General features: G+C 43.7%; 15 protein-coding genes. 3 read left to right on the top strand and 12 right to left on the bottom strand.

The annotated features are described in order from the left end of the window. Positions 1 to 302: 302 nt before the first annotated feature. Positions 303 to 548 carry a YgjV family protein gene (locus FKN08_RS17595; RefSeq protein ID WP_005397186.1) on the top strand — a complete coding sequence of 82 codons (246 nt, stop codon included), beginning with the start codon at positions 303 to 305 and terminating at the stop codon, positions 546 to 548. 97 nt (positions 549 to 645) lie between these two features. Here FKN08_RS17595 and FKN08_RS17590 read toward each other — a convergent pair whose 3' ends face one another. Together FKN08_RS17590 and FKN08_RS17585 are read right to left on the bottom strand one after the other, a co-directional pair. Further along, positions 646 to 927, bottom strand: coding sequence for a DUF2218 domain-containing protein (locus tag FKN08_RS17590; RefSeq protein ID WP_006742780.1), 282 nt, complete (start codon positions 925 to 927; stop codon positions 646 to 648). A 42-nt stretch (positions 928 to 969) separates the two neighbouring features. After that, positions 970 to 2,976: a TonB-dependent siderophore receptor gene (locus tag FKN08_RS17585; RefSeq protein WP_170892599.1), complete on the bottom strand. Its 2,007-nt coding sequence runs from the start codon at positions 2,974 to 2,976 to the stop codon at positions 970 to 972. Positions 2,977 to 3,092: 116 nt separating this feature from the next. Here FKN08_RS17585 and FKN08_RS17580 point away from each other — a divergent pair, with 116 nt between their 5' ends. Together FKN08_RS17580 and cueR are read left to right on the top strand one after the other, a co-directional pair. Beyond that, entirely contained in the window at positions 3,093 to 4,061 is a 969-nt protein-coding gene (locus FKN08_RS17580; protein WP_170892598.1) for an AraC family transcriptional regulator, read from the top strand. A gap of 87 nt (positions 4,062 to 4,148) precedes the next feature. Continuing rightward, positions 4,149 to 4,535, top strand: a complete 387-nt coding sequence (gene cueR, locus FKN08_RS17575; RefSeq protein WP_012842332.1) for a Cu(I)-responsive transcriptional regulator — start codon at positions 4,149 to 4,151, stop codon at positions 4,533 to 4,535. 54 nt (positions 4,536 to 4,589) lie between these two features. Here cueR and vctC read toward each other — a convergent pair whose 3' ends face one another. The 10 genes from vctC to rbsB all read right to left on the bottom strand — a co-directional run bounded on the left by vctC (position 4,590) and on the right by rbsB (position 14,185). After that, entirely contained in the window at positions 4,590 to 5,345 is a 756-nt protein-coding gene (gene vctC / locus FKN08_RS17570) for an iron chelate ABC transporter ATP-binding protein VctC (protein WP_005397181.1), read from the bottom strand. Between the two features lie 2 nt (positions 5,346 to 5,347). Beyond that, positions 5,348 to 6,298, bottom strand: a complete 951-nt coding sequence (gene vctG, locus FKN08_RS17565; protein ID WP_161442085.1) for an iron chelate uptake ABC transporter permease subunit VctG — start codon at positions 6,296 to 6,298, stop codon at positions 5,348 to 5,350. After that, positions 6,291 to 7,226, bottom strand: a complete 936-nt coding sequence (gene vctD, locus FKN08_RS17560; protein ID WP_170892597.1) for an iron chelate uptake ABC transporter permease subunit VctD — start codon at positions 7,224 to 7,226, stop codon at positions 6,291 to 6,293. The genes vctG and vctD overlap by 8 nt, the downstream gene beginning before the upstream one ends. A 22-nt stretch (positions 7,227 to 7,248) precedes the next feature. Beyond that, a complete protein-coding gene (locus FKN08_RS17555) occupies positions 7,249 to 8,157 on the bottom strand; it encodes a siderophore ABC transporter substrate-binding protein (RefSeq protein ID WP_005397174.1) in 909 nt (302 codons plus the stop codon). A gap of 163 nt (positions 8,158 to 8,320) precedes the next feature. Beyond that, the gene (locus FKN08_RS17550) at positions 8,321 to 9,001 is read right to left on the bottom strand and encodes a Crp/Fnr family transcriptional regulator (protein WP_006741007.1); all 681 of its coding nucleotides are present in this window, start codon (positions 8,999 to 9,001) and stop codon (positions 8,321 to 8,323) included. Between the two features lie 132 nt (positions 9,002 to 9,133). Continuing rightward, positions 9,134 to 9,865, bottom strand: a complete 732-nt coding sequence (locus FKN08_RS17545) for a nucleoside phosphorylase (protein WP_046875984.1) — start codon at positions 9,863 to 9,865, stop codon at positions 9,134 to 9,136. A gap of 10 nt (positions 9,866 to 9,875) precedes the next feature. Next, positions 9,876 to 10,607, bottom strand: a complete 732-nt coding sequence (gene pnuC / locus FKN08_RS17540; protein ID WP_005397168.1) for a nicotinamide riboside transporter PnuC — start codon at positions 10,605 to 10,607, stop codon at positions 9,876 to 9,878. A gap of 500 nt (positions 10,608 to 11,107) precedes the next feature. After that, positions 11,108 to 12,130 (bottom strand): substrate-binding domain-containing protein, encoded by a 1,023-nt coding sequence (locus FKN08_RS17535; RefSeq protein WP_005397164.1) that lies wholly within the window; start codon positions 12,128 to 12,130, stop codon positions 11,108 to 11,110. 33 nt (positions 12,131 to 12,163) lie between these two features. Continuing rightward, positions 12,164 to 13,081 (bottom strand): ribokinase, encoded by a 918-nt coding sequence (gene rbsK / locus FKN08_RS17530; protein ID WP_170892596.1) that lies wholly within the window; start codon positions 13,079 to 13,081, stop codon positions 12,164 to 12,166. 225 nt (positions 13,082 to 13,306) lie between these two features. After that, positions 13,307 to 14,185 (bottom strand): ribose ABC transporter substrate-binding protein RbsB, encoded by an 879-nt coding sequence (gene rbsB, locus FKN08_RS17525; protein WP_006741010.1) that lies wholly within the window; start codon positions 14,183 to 14,185, stop codon positions 13,307 to 13,309. Positions 14,186 to 14,200 lie beyond the last annotated feature (15 nt).

Below are 14,200 nucleotides of genomic sequence, written 5' to 3'. Positions count from 1 at the left end.
AATTATCATTTTCAATCATATGTAAATATTCCCCCACTTTCAATGATGTGAGAGCTATTAATACCATCGTTATTATCAATCAACACAATAAGTAAAATTATCAGTAATTCCCGTCCTAAACGTTTGCGTAATCGCTAACCTTCTCTTAACCTTGATTTGAGGCTTTTATCACGGTTTTTCCATTGATATAGTGCGTCCATACAACAAAAAAAGACCATTCGAGGCATGGAGCTTCCTCATTAATCTCAAGATGAGAAGAATTGGTACCGACAAAATTCGGCAGATTTTAAGAGGGTCAAAAAATGGACATGAATATGGTTGAGATTTTAGGTTATGCAGCTTCAATCATGGTCGCAATTTCGCTAACTATGAAAGATATTGTTAAGCTTCGTATCCTTAACTTTATTGGTTGTGCGCTATTTACTGCTTACGGACTAATGATTGATTCTTGGCCTGTAGTATTAACTAACGGCTTTATTGCTTGCGTTAATATCTACTTCCTAGCAAAAATGCAACAGGAAAAAAAAAGCCTAGAATCTAGAGCCTAAAAAGCAATAGCATTCGAACAATAAAAGCCCGCGAATGATAAGATCGCGGGCTTTTTGCTTTTAATGCGCTCTCATTTTCTGCACATTCATCAATAGCTCAGCGAACCCAGTTAAGTGCTAATGTTTCTCTACGAGAGAACATGTCTACATGCGATGAGATTATCGCCTTCACTGTGCTCAATCTCTCTTCTGAATCTGCCTCACAAATAATGGTCAAGCTAGACTCGCAAAGAGCAAACTCCGCTTTTCCCGTCGGGAATGTCACCAAACCGCTGTTTTCATTCCAAGTAGCAGGAACCTTTCGTCCAAAATGCCGACAAAGTGTCACTAAGTATTTGTCAGCGTGTTCGCTATCTATTCGGGTGCTTTCTTTAATCATGAATTTACTCGTGTTTTGAAGCGCCCCCTCTCGGGAGCCCTATTAGAATTGATAAGCAGCAGAAAGTTTGAAGTTGCGACCCGGCTCGTAGTCATCAAGCGTGAAGCCACGTGCCGTACCCGAACGAGACGCATGAGAGCTGTATAACTCGTCAAATACATTATCAATACCAAAGGTCACCGACAGTCCATCAATATTAGACGGCACCCATTGAGCATATAGATTATGTACATCATAACTTGCTTTCTTTGGCTGACCATCAAAGACGTTGTCTTCCTCTAGAACAAACATTGAGTTCCACCCGAAGATCGTTTCTAAAGCGTCTGACTGGTAATCCAAAGTTAGAGCAATACTATCACCCATATCAATGCTACGCCCATTACCCCCAGCAACAGGGCCACCAGTATTCTTGTTTTTGGTGTCCGACTTAGAGTAAGAAAGTTTGCTGTTAAACTTGTCGTAGCCATAAGAAGCACTTGCCTCAAAGCCTTTAATCTCGACATCACCTAAGTTGTAAATCAGGTAAGTTTGAGTCACGTTTTGGTACTGGTCTGCAATGTAATCATCAATTTCCGTTTGGAATGCCGTAATATTCGCTCCAAAGAAATGCTTATCAAAGGTTTTATCAAAACGGACACCACCCTGTGTGTTCAACCCCGTTTCTGGCTTTAGTCCATCCTCTAAAAATGCAACGTCTTGGTAAGCAATAAAGGTTTCCATCAGCTCAGGGCCTTTGAATAGAGAGCGTGCGCTCGCAAACAGCGTCCAATCCTGAGTGACTGCCCATTCTGCTGCTAGGGCCCAGGTCACATCATCATAGTTACTCGTCCCCGTTTCAGCTTGACGTTTGTAATCATCAAAACGCATACCAGCGGTAACAAAGAAAGCATCAGAGAAGAAGAACTGCTCTTCTACAAACAATGCGGTTGAAATGGCCGATTCATCCATGAACTTACGGCTACCGTAGTAACTTGAAGATGTCTTATCCATGTAGTCGAAACCATAGGTGATTCGATTATCAAACTCACCTAACATAACATCCGACTGGAACTTACCATTCAAACCAAAGTTTTGGTTTTTAGCGGTGTTCTTCGATAAACGGTTCGAAGGCCAACGAGGAGCCATAACGCTCTCATCCCGTTTAATTTCCGTCTCGGTATTATAAAGTGTGACGTTACCTTGATGCTGTTCGCCTCGCAGCTCGTAACTCAAGGTAACGGTATCTCGGTCATAATCCGTAGGAATAAGTAACTTGCTCGATAAGCCATTGTTCGCACTACCCGACATATCAGGACGCGGACTGTAATCACCGCTGTCTCGGTACATGTCATAAGAGAGCTCAAAACGATGGATGTCGTTTAGTTCATACCCCAACTTAGCCAGAATGTTGTAAACATCACCCGCAGCGCCATAGGTTTTGTTGCCGTCACCATCTTCAAAGTCATCGCGCGCAACGTAATGGCCATAAACCATCGCATCAATGTTTTCGGACAAAAGCCCGTACAGTGTCAACGAGCCTTGTTGGTTGTCGTTGGATGCATAACCGCCATAAACACGAGCGCCAAACGTTTCATCGTAACGAAGTAAATCGCGAGCGTCTTTCGTTTCAAAATAAACCGAGCCGCCTAAGCCATTTTGAGTCACAGAGTTATTACCTACCTGGATATCGGCAGATTTGAGAATGTCAGGGTTTAGCGTCAAGTTACCAATGTGATGGAACATGCTCGCATGCTGAGAAGCACCATCAAGACGAATGTCCAAATCGGTTTCGCTCAAACCACGAATGGTAATACGTTGATTCACAGAGTGTGTTCCACCAACATCCACACCGGGAATATCGCGCAGTAAATCAGACATATGATCCGCTTGCTTCAGTGACATGTCGTCCGCAAACATCGACTCAGTATTGCTAGAAACTTTTGTTCCCCATACAACGACTTCTTCAAAATGTGACTCGGTATCTTGAGCTAAAACAGGGTTTGATAGCGCCATTCCCACTGCAAGGCAAAGGCTTGAAAGCTTGATAGATGAACAAGCAGGGCTTTCCATAACTTCATTCCTAAATATTAATGATAATAATTCGCAGGTATAATAAGCATGAGTTTTATAAATACAAAGGCGATTTGATTATGCGAAATCGCACAAGTGTTATGAGGAAGTGTCAAATGCAGGAAGTCACACCAAAACGAACTAGAATTGCCAAGATCGCTTTAACCCAAAAACTGGAAGCCACAGAAAAGCAGTGGATCGTCACGCAAGGTCAACCTTGTCAAACTCAACTGGCAGAAGGCAAATTCCTATCATATCAGTACAATGATCAAATCTTTGTTCATGGTGGACGCTGCCTAGAGCTTGTTGATTCACATATTGTTTCTACTGCACACGCCTCACTGTTGGTCACTATTCTTTTAGAAGGTAAGCTCTCGTTTGGCTACGACGATTTGCAATTTGATTTAGACGCAGGCGACGGCCCTAAAGGTGTCGTGGTGAACCTACTCAAACCTGCAAACTTTCGTCGTTCACTGCTCAAAGATAACCTCATTAATAAGATCAACATATTGGTTAAGCCCCAGTGGCTAGAGGCTCGCCTTGACCAAACCTGTCGTCATTGGTCCTTTTTTAACTCTCATCAGGCGTTTCATCCTCTAGAGCTTAACCAGGCGTTATGCGAACTGGCTGAAACGCTGACAAGCCGAGAAACACCACAAGAATTCCAAGATAAGTTGGAAGTTGAAAACTTGATCTATCAAATTTTGCATCAAGCGACTGAACAAATCCCCAAGCACTTCAGTGCTAATAAAAATAACCTTGAACGGCACACAGATGGTCGAATAGAGGATATTGTTAGCTATATAGAAACTCACCTTGAGCAAGAACTAGGCTTAGAAAAGTTGGCAAGCGTGTTTTCAATGAGCGTTTCAAACCTGCAGCGCCGATTTAAACAATCACTCAATATGACCGTAAATGGTTATATTCGCTTTCGTCGCCTTGAGATTGCGAGGCAACACTTGGAACGTGGCCTAGTGACGATCACAGAAGCTGCTTATGAAGCCGGATACCACCACCCTTCCAACTTCACCTGCGCTTTCAAAAAGGCATTTGGTGTACCACCGCATGAAGTGATAAAAGAGTAGGGAGGCCCCAGGTAACTGACTGTTATTTAGGAGTGTCTTATCCACAACATCGGTATATACTCGCCTTAAACGTTATGGAGGTTAAACATGAATATTGGTGCTGTCGCAAAGCTTACTGGGCTTTCATCTAAGTCGATTCGATTGTATGAAGACAAAGGGATCATATCTCCACCAGCGCGCAGTGACTCTGGCTATCGCGAATATTCAGATAATCATATTCAAGAGCTTAACTTAGTATCACGCGCAAAAAACGCAGGCTTTTCATTGCAAGAATGCAAAGAGTTTGTGCAACTTGCCCATAATCCCAACCGAAAAAGCAGCGAAGTAAAAGCAAGAACCATGGATAAGCTGAGAGAGGTTGAAGAAAAAATCGCGCACCTCATGGAGATCAAAACGCAACTTGAGGGTTGGGTTTCTTCTTGTCCGGGAGACGCTGAAAGCCGATGCCCAATCATAGACGAGCTCACCAAGTAAACTCGCCTATCTATCCTCATTGAGGAATCGCTTTCATTAAGCCCTGAGGTTGGATTAGTGGTAAGTACACATGCGCTTGCCGTTTAATTCGATAATATTAAACGGCGTTTCGTAGATATCCTCTAGCGTAGACGCCTGAATCACCTCTTCCACCGCACCACTTGCCACAACTTTGCCTTGCTTAAGCGCCAATATGACATCCGAGTAGCACGCTGCGAAATTAATATCATGAATTACCACCACCATGGCTTTGTTCATGTCATGAGCTAACCGCTGCACGACTTTCATGATCTGAAGAGAGTGTTTGATATCTAGATTGTTAAGTGGTTCATCAAGAAAAACGTAGTCTGTATCTTGTGCAATCACCATGGCAATAAACGCAAGCTGTCGCTGACCACCACTTAATTCATCCAAATATTTGTCTTGTATACCTTGTAAATCTAGATAGTCGATCGCTTGTTCAATCACCGCATGATCTTCTTTGGTCAGATTTCCTTTGGAGTATGGGAAACGGCCAAAAGAGACCAACTCCTTCACGGTAAATCGCATGGTAATAGAGTTGGCTTGACGAAGTACCGCCAGCTTTTTCGCTAACTCTTTAGTGTCCCATTCCGCAATTTCCTTGCAATCAATGATAACACTACCACCATCCCGCTCCGTTAAGCGCGAAGCCATAGATAACAGCGTGCTCTTTCCCGCGCCATTCGGGCCAATAATGGACGTCACTTTGCCCTTTTCAAACTGAGTATTGGCCTCATCAACCACTTTATTTGAACCGAAGGCCTTCGTTAATTTGTCTATCACTATCATATTTATACAACTTTGTTTTTCAGTAGTAGGTATAAGAAATACGCACCACCAATAAAGTTAATAACGACACTCAACGTCGTCTCAAAACTGAACACGTTCTCGATAATCCATTGCCCAGCCAGTAACGAGCTGATGGAGAGAAACGAACAACCAACCAATAGCGTTTTGTGTTGGTAACTTCGGAACATTTCTCGGCTTAAGTTGGTCACCAGCAAACCAAAGAACATGATTGGTCCCACTAGAGCCGTAGAAATAGCAATCAGAACCGCCGAGATAATGAATACATTTCGCGTCACCTTAGGTACGTCGACGCCCAAACTTTTCGCATTGTCTTGGTCGAGCCAAAACACATCTAAAGTGTGATGCATACTAAATAGCAACCAACATGCAAACATCAAAGCTGGTGCACTAAAGTAAACCAAATTCACTTTGACATTATTAAAGCTGGCGTAAAGTTTCGATTGAACGATTGCAAACGTATTGGGGTCCATCAGCAAAGAGAAAAATGACGCCGCATTGGAAAATAGCTGACCAAAGATCAAGCCGACCAATAGCAACGTAATTAAGTTCTTGCTTCCTTTAGAAAAGTAAAAACCAAACAACAATAACGAAAACGACACCATTACAATTACGGCAATCGCGAAATTGACGTACAAGTTAAGAACTAAAGTACTCAAACCACCAAAAATCAGCACGATCAAAATTTGCGTCAATACATACAACGCATCAAACCCCATGATACTTGGCGTTAAAATTCGGTTGTGCGTAATGGTTTGAAATACAAGTGAAGACTGAGCAATAGCCACACCCGCTAGCACTATCGCCAATACTTTAGGAACTCTACGAGATAAAAAATACTGGTAGTTGTCAGCCGTTAGCCCAATACCAATAAACAAACATGCAAAAAGTACCGCAATGCCACCTAGCAGTAGGATTTTCGTTGAATCACGCATGTGGCTTACCTCGCAACAACATCGCGATGAATACCACACCACCCAATATGCTGATCACGATAGAGATTGGCATTTCATGAGGGAAGATAATCAAACGACTCACCAAGTCGCAACACAGCACTAAAGTCGCCCCATACATGGCCGTAAGCGGAATGTTCTTTTTGAGGTTATCACCATAAAAGTGACTAACGAGGTTCGGCACAATCAGGCCAAGGAATGGCAGCTGCCCCACAATCATCACGACACTTGCCGACATGATGGACACCAACAGCACGCCAATCGTGACAACCTGCTGATAATTTAACCCCAAGTTAACCGCGAAATCTTTTCCGATACCCACGGCTGAAATCCGTGCGGCAAAAAGATAGCTGAGAATAGCCATTGGTACCGCGATGTACAGTAGCTCAAAGTCACCACGTAAGATGTTGGCAAAATTCGCTACCGTCCAAGCGTTTAGACTTTGTAACGCATCGTATTTGTAAGCAATAAATGTAGTCATGGATTGGATGACATTGCCGAAAATAATTCCGACAAGTGGCACAAAGACCACACTCTTAAATTGAATGCGTTGAATAAAGAAAATAAATGCTAGCGTCCCGAACACCGAGATACCAAAGACAAGCCATAGGTGATTGTCGTTTCCAAAGAAAACCACGCTCAATACGTAGCCCAGCATGGCACATTCGATCGTACCGGTTGTAGAAGGTGCAGCAAATCGGTTCTGACTGATTTGCTGCATAATAAGGCCTGCAATACTTAAGCCTGCACCAGCAAGCAGTATGGCGAATAAACGTGGTATACGGCTGGTAAAGAAAAGCTCTAACGCTTTCTCATCACCCGAAAATAACTGTTGGGGCGTCATGTTTGCCACCCCAACAAATAACGAAACCGTGCTTAAAACCACAAGGGTTAGCAATAACTTTTTCAAAGTTAACCTCTGCTATCTTGGATTACAGTTCAACGGTTTGCTTGATCTCACTGACCATTTTTTCTGTTGCAGTCACACCAGACATCGACAAGTACCACGCGTCCACATCTAAATAAGTGATTTTGTGATTCTTATATGCGGCGGTTGCTTTGACTAAGTCGTTATCCATGGACTTACGAATATCGTTATCTGGCGTGCCTTTTAGCGAATTGCGGTCAACTACGAGTATATTTTTTGGGTTAGCTTCACGAATAAATTCATAAGAAATAACATCTCCGTGAGTGCCTGTTTTCACGTGTTCAACCGTTTCCAAGAAACCGAAATCGTTATAAATCACACCAAATCGTGATTGAGCACCAAACGCACTGATGTTGTCACCCATGCTTAAAATCGTTAACGCATCATTGTTATTTGATTGGTTGTAGTCACGGATTGCTTTGAATTGAGCATCTAGCGCTTCAATTTTCTGCTCTACTTTTTCTTCGATATTGAAGATTTTACCAATATTGCGCCACTGTGCTTGCGTACCTTCCCAGTAACCTTGATTCTCTTTCGCAGCAAAAACGACCGTAGGAGCAATTTCACTCAGCTCTTCATATTTCGCAGACGCTCGCGGACCAACCAATATCAAATCCGGTTTTTGCATGTAAATGGTTTCAAAGTCAGGTTCAAACAAACTACCCGCAGAGGTGTAGTTATCTTTGCTGTACTTTGAAAGGTAGCTAGGCAGATTAGAAGAGTTAGAAACTGCAACAGGATCGATGCCAAAGTTGTCCAGCGCATCTAGCGGACCAAAGCCAATCACAACCACACGTTCTGGTGATTGTTCTAGCTCGGTTTGCCCCATGTAATGGTCAATCACAACCTTAGCAGCGAAAGAAGGAGAAACAGTAAATAGCGACAGCATAGCCGCACCGACGAATTTTTTCATTTTGTTAAGCCTTAATGAGATCTATTATCATGCGCGTTCGCAATATAACGTTACTCTTTACTGCATTCAACAAAATTTAAGGTACTTTACATTAGTTACGTTTATTCGAGCTCCAACTATATCAAAGACTTATAAAAACCATTCATTGTAATATCTAGGTGTATCATTCATGCGCTTCGATAAATGCTTTGAGTGCAAGCTCATCAATAATCTCCAACCCGTTTTCCGTTTTTGCAATCAATCCCTTTTCAATCAAATCTTTAACTGCACGTCGATAAACACGACCAGAAGTACCAAATCGCTCAGCTTCTTGATTCACTTTGTCAAAGCCACCGAGCAATGTGTTGGTTTGATTACGGACGAAAAGATCATACGCAATATTATAAGTAATGGGATGCAATAACCGATTGGTATAGATATCCATAGAATCTTGATAATCTTCGGCCAACGCTGAAGCAAAGAACACCATCATTTCTGGATGCTTTTGTAGCGCTTCAGTTAGTTTTTGGATGCAGATGACATCAACCTGCATGTGCTCGTCTGCAATCACGTTCCATTGGCAAGGAGTCTGAGTGAAGTACTCCATTTCACCATAGATATGGTAGTCGCAGTTTGCCTCTCCTAATTGAAAGCGTCGCCCATTCGCGGCCAATATGCTCATTGAAACTCGACCTACCGGCACAACATATAAGTACTGAAGTTGCTCACCTTGACGGAGAATTTCTTCCCCTGCATCAAAGTAACGCGTACTAATTTGACACTGATAGATCATCTCACGAAAGGCAACGCTCTTTTTTTCAAGGTATGTTTTGAAGCGGCCAGTTGGATACGGGCTGATTTTCATTCTCTGCTCTCTCAGAAAAGTTACTGATAACTATCTCAGGTGGATTGTACCCCGTAACACCAAATAAAAAAGCGACAGTGGCCTGTCGCTTTACATTCATTGATTTATAAGAGTTACTGAAGTTAGTACGGACTATCTCTGAGCAATCAGCGCTTCTAACGCCGTCATTGCAGCAAGCTTCTCACCTTGCATCATTACTTTCGCTTCATCAACGTACTGGCCAACCCCTTCTTTCACATCTTGTTGATACAAAACGACGTTATTTAAGATCGAAGCCACATGAAGGCCACGTAATCGGCCAACGGCAAACAGAGCTGAGGTTTCCATATCGGCACCTAAGACGCCCTTCTTGTTCCAGTATTGGCATATCGCATCTTCGTCATCGGTATAGAAACTGTCGTGAGAACGTACCACACCGAAATGATAACGCGCCTCTTGTACTGACAGGTAACGCTCAACTTCCTTTAATAAGGAAAAGCTTGCGTACGCCGGATAAGCCGAATCCACATACGCTTTGGAGCCGCCTTCATCTCTTACCGCACCTTCGGCAATGATTAGCTCGCCAAGCTGAATGCCTGATTGCATCGCACCGGCCGATCCAACACGTACTACATGAGTGACACCGCACTGTTTTAGCTCTTCAACTGCGATGATCATCGATGGGGCGCCGATGCCTGTGCTGCATACTGAAACAGGCTGGTCTTTGTATTTGCCAGTAAAAACACGGTACTCGCGATTTTCCGAGATCATTTCTGCATCATCCAATAATGCGGCAATACGATTAGCTCGGTCTGGCTCACCACATACAATGACGAGAGGAGCGACTTGTGTTTCATCAACACCAATATGAGGTTGTTTCGCCATTTTTCGTTCCTTAAGCTGCAGCTTGAGCTAAGGTTTTATCGCCATTGCGCTTGGCGCTACGGGCCCATTCACGCGTACCATTGGCAGCAATGAACATCAAAATCGCATACTGAACGGACATCGCATAAACACCCTGTGTCGCGTAGATGCCAACACTGATGATGTTAATCACAACCCAAAGAATCCAGTTTTCCACATATTTACGTGTCATCAGAATTTGTGCAACAACAGAAAGTACTGTCATGGTTGCATCCCAAAACGGGAACGCATCAGGTTCAAGTACCGGATCAGCCAAACCTGCACCAAAGAGATTCAAGCTATCAACAGCAATGTTTGCTAATGCAAAGAAAAAAGGGTCGATGTAGATGGTTAACAACGCGATAGACACAACGCTAATAGAAGCAGTGGCGATGAGTTTCTGTTTGTTTAACCAGCGTACTTCCAGCGTTTCACCTTCCGCGTTTGGACGAGTCCACGCATACCAACCGTAAATGTTCGCACAGAAGAAAAACAGTTGAAGAAGTAATAATCCGTATAACTGAATTTGGAAAAAGATAACGGCAAAAAGAGTGACATTCAGCAAACCGAATAAGTAGTTGATGGTTTTTTCTTGGCTAGCAAACCAAATGCAAAGCAATCCAAAAACCGTACCGAAAGCTTCGATCCAACTCATTGCGTAACCGCCGCCAATTGGAATGTTAACCAGGGTGTTGTTTATATCGAGTAAGGCAAGTAGGTCCATGTCGATGTCCTTTATTATTTTGTTTGGGAATATGCCTATATTAGGGCGTGACACCTAACAAAAAGGAGGACATTTGTCCCCCTCTTGATGCACTCGATCATAATTCAGTTCAATATTTGCTTGAAAGCAATAAATGACTCAATTGAACCGCTTGGAAATTAACACGCCTAAGAATCCAAACCTAAATAGCGCTTTTTGAATGCGGAAGCTGATGCAAATAAAGCTGACGCCAACAGTGTAATAACAAACCCAATTGCGTACTCGAATGCTTCATTCACCAAGAGCTGATAACAGCTCACAAAAAAAATCAGTATGACCGCAATAACATTAACTCGGTGAAACCAAGGATGCTTTACGGAGAACTTAGCGTAACCTTTTGATAACATTTAACTAATCCGCCAGACAACAATTAATATTTTTATTTATAATCAATGGTGATAGTAAGGCTTTATAGTATAAAGAGAAACGACTTTTTTGATTTTTTAGCTCAACATCACAGGTCATCTAGTGCTGCTTGACTTTAATATCTTGACACTTTTTCGTTCAACTAAGGTAGGTTCTAATTGCACGACTTGCGCTTCTGTTGATTTATCATCCAGTTTTCGGACAAGCGTTTCCACGGCAGCTTGCCCAAGACGGTATTTAGGCTGGTGAATTGTGGTGAGTGATGGCGACATGAACTTCGCGATATGTATGTCATCGTAACCGATGATTGAAATCTGTTCCGGGACTTTAATATTGAGCTCATTTGCGGCGTTAATCACACCCATCGCCATCATATCATTGGAAACGAAAATCGAGCTGGGTAAGGTGCCTCGCTGCGCCATTTTCATAAATGCTTGGTATCCGCCTTCACATTCGAAGTCCGATTCAATGATCCAGTTGGCATTAAATTCCAAGCCAGCTTCGTTCATCGCACGTTTGTAACCTTCGTATCGCATTTGTGCTTGGTGTTTAATCAAAGGGCCGGTGATACATCCTATTTCTGTGTGGCCGCAATCAATCAGGTATTTCGCCGCTAGGTAACCGCCACGAAGCGAGTTATCTTGAATTTTGTCGCTCGTAAACAGCATCGGCCCCCAATCCATCACCACGACAGGGATATCAGGATAACGCTCAAATACATCGATACGCTCCCCTTCTAGCGAGGAGCACATCAAGATCAAACCATCGACACGCTTTTGCAAAAGCGTATTAATGGATTGGCGCATGCGTTCATTATCACCTTCTGTGTTACATAGAATGAGACTATAGCCTTTGTGATAGCAACTGCGTTCGACGCCTTTTACGACTTCGCCAAAGAATGGGTTGGTTGAAGTTGTCACTAGCATACCAATGGTTTTGGTACGATTGACTTTGAGGCTACGCGCCAAAGCTGATGGCGCATAGTAGTTGAGTTCTTTTGCGGCATTATTGACGCGTTCGGAGATCTCTTCACTCACAAAACGCGTCTTGTTAATAACATGGCTCACTGTTGAAGTGGAAACCCCTGCCAGTTTTGCGATGTCTTTCATCGTCGCCATGTTATTACTCCTAATTGATGAGGCGTTTAAGCCCTATTGTGCTGCGAGAAACGCGTCCACCTCTTCGCGAGTTGGGATCGACGTCTGCGCGCCAAAGCGGGTCACAGAAATTGCAGCCGCCGCATGTGCAAACTTAATCGCTGATTCTAAAGGTAAATCCTCTAACAGGCCAGTGACGAATGCCCCATTAAACGTATCCCCTGCTGCGGTGGTATCAGTCGCGTCAACACGGAACCCCGGGATGAGCTCACCTCTACCATTTTGACTTAACCAAACACCCTTCGCACCGAGAGTGATCATGACAATTTCGATACCTTTGCTATGAAGCATATTCGCCGCTTCTTGCGCGCTGTCATTATCCGTTACCGTTACTCCCGTCAACACTTCAGCTTCGGTTTCATTTGGTGTAATGACATCAATACAAGCAAGCAGTTCGTCTGACAGTTCACGAGCAGGGGCAGGGTTTAAAATGACGTTAGTTTTTGCATCTTTCGCCACTCGCGCGGCTTTCTCAATGCCGCACATCGGCGTTTCCAATTGCATCAGCAGGTAATCCGCTTGGCGAATGCGATCTAAATCTGGCTCAATCGCTTCTGCTGTCAATTTGGCATTCGCTTCTGCTGAAATACAAATGCTGTTTTCACCACTATCCGACACTTGAATCATCGCAATGCCAGTTGGGCAGTTTGGTTGCATCTTCACACCTGTGATGTCGATGCCGTCCATATTGAAGTTTTCACGAATATTGATGCCGAACGAGTCATCGCCTACACAAGCAATAAAGCCAATATCAGCCTTGAGTCGAGCTGCAGCAACAGCTTGGTTGGCACCTTTGCCACCTGGGATAACTTGATAGTTGCGACCATGTAGCGTTTCGCCAGGGCGAGGGAAAGAAGGCACTTGAAGAACATGGTCAGCGTTTACACTACCTAACACCACTAACTTATTCATACGGTTATCCTCGGTTCTGAATGAACCCTTTTTTTGAAAAACTATTTTGGAAAATACATTAGATGACTTTAACTTCTCTTCCTAACGAAGGAGTCACGATAAAAAGTCAAAGGCATCTATACCCTGCATTTTTAAGTCTCTTTGGTATGTTTGCCCTCTCCTCCTAAACGACAGATATAAACGGAGGAGAGAGCAAAAATTAGGACGCTTTATTGAACGTCAAACTTATTTAGTCACTACTTTTAGTGGTACCGGAATGTATGCTTCTACTTTTTCACCTTTCAAGACTTTGTCAGCCGTTTCAACACCCAAAGCACCGATAAGATCTGGCTGCTGCGCGATGGTTGCTGCTAGTTTGCCACGGTTAACTGCGGCAATGCCGTCTTCCGTGCCATCAAAACCAACGATAACGACGTCTTTGCCAGAAGCTTGAACGGCGCGAAGTGCCCCTAGCGCCATTTCATCATTCTGTGCGAACACCGCTTGCACATCAGGGTTAGCCGCGAGTAGGTTTTCCATCACGTTTAGGCCTTTAGTACGGTCAAAGTCTGCTGGCTGGCTGGCAAGAAGATCCATATCGCTCCCCTTCACGGCATTCATGAAACCTTCACCACGCTCGCGCGCCGCCGATGTGCCCGCAATACCTTCAAGCTGAATTACTTTTGCTTTTTCGCCAACTTTTTCCATGATGTAGTGGCCTGCCATTTCACCACCGATCACGTTGTCGGACGCGATGTGACTCACGACTTCACCACGGCTTGCGCCACGGTCTAGTGTCAATACAGGGATCTTAGAACGGTTCGCCATACGAATCGCATTAGACACAGCATCAGAATCCGTTGGGTTGATAAGAATAGCTTTTACGCCGCGAATACTTAAATCCTCGATGTTCGACAGTTCTTTGCTCGGGTCATTTTGCGAGTCCAGTACAATTAAGTCGTACCCCAATTCTTTCGCTTTAGCTTCCGCACCGTCTTTCATCGTTACGAAGAACGGGTTGTTTAGCGTCGAAACCACAATCGCCATCGTATCTTGGGCTTGTGCCGCTACTGATACAGTGGAAGAAAGAAGTGCAGCAGAAATAAGAGTTGCAAGTTTTTTCATCGTTCTAGTCCTTTG

Origin of the sequence: Vibrio sp. 1-2 (7-a) (genome assembly GCF_013048515.1) — a bacterium.
Taxonomy (GTDB): Bacteria; Pseudomonadota; Gammaproteobacteria; order Enterobacterales; family Vibrionaceae; genus Vibrio; species Vibrio diabolicus.
Note: the sequence above shows the minus strand (reverse complement) of the source record. Positions and strands in the feature narration are given on the sequence as shown.

What these genes read in the sequence shown, in the direction of transcription:
- FKN08_RS17590 (WP_006742780.1), bottom strand. Translation starts at nt 927, where the DNA reads ATGATTAAAGAAAGCACCCGAATAGATAGCGAACACGCTGACAAATAC.
- vctC (WP_005397181.1), bottom strand. Translation starts at nt 5,345, where the DNA reads ATGATAGTGATAGACAAATTAACGAAGGCCTTCGGTTCAAATAAAGTG.
- vctG (WP_161442085.1), bottom strand. Translation starts at nt 6,298, where the DNA reads ATGCGTGATTCAACGAAAATCCTACTGCTAGGTGGCATTGCGGTACTT.
- rbsK (WP_170892596.1), bottom strand. Translation starts at nt 13,081, where the DNA reads ATGAATAAGTTAGTGGTGTTAGGTAGTGTAAACGCTGACCATGTTCTT.
- FKN08_RS17545 (WP_046875984.1), bottom strand. Translation starts at nt 9,865, where the DNA reads ATGGCGAAACAACCTCATATTGGTGTTGATGAAACACAAGTCGCTCCT.
- FKN08_RS17595 (WP_005397186.1), top strand. Translation starts at nt 303, where the DNA reads ATGGACATGAATATGGTTGAGATTTTAGGTTATGCAGCTTCAATCATG.
- FKN08_RS17550 (WP_006741007.1), bottom strand. Translation starts at nt 9,001, where the DNA reads ATGAAAATCAGCCCGTATCCAACTGGCCGCTTCAAAACATACCTTGAA.
- cueR (WP_012842332.1), top strand. Translation starts at nt 4,149, where the DNA reads ATGAATATTGGTGCTGTCGCAAAGCTTACTGGGCTTTCATCTAAGTCG.
- FKN08_RS17585 (WP_170892599.1), bottom strand. Translation starts at nt 2,976, where the DNA reads ATGGAAAGCCCTGCTTGTTCATCTATCAAGCTTTCAAGCCTTTGCCTT.
- FKN08_RS17580 (WP_170892598.1), top strand. Translation starts at nt 3,093, where the DNA reads ATGCAGGAAGTCACACCAAAACGAACTAGAATTGCCAAGATCGCTTTA.
- FKN08_RS17535 (WP_005397164.1), bottom strand. Translation starts at nt 12,130, where the DNA reads ATGGCGACGATGAAAGACATCGCAAAACTGGCAGGGGTTTCCACTTCA.
- FKN08_RS17555 (WP_005397174.1), bottom strand. Translation starts at nt 8,157, where the DNA reads ATGAAAAAATTCGTCGGTGCGGCTATGCTGTCGCTATTTACTGTTTCT.
- rbsB (WP_006741010.1), bottom strand. Translation starts at nt 14,185, where the DNA reads ATGAAAAAACTTGCAACTCTTATTTCTGCTGCACTTCTTTCTTCCACT.
- pnuC (WP_005397168.1), bottom strand. Translation starts at nt 10,607, where the DNA reads ATGGACCTACTTGCCTTACTCGATATAAACAACACCCTGGTTAACATT.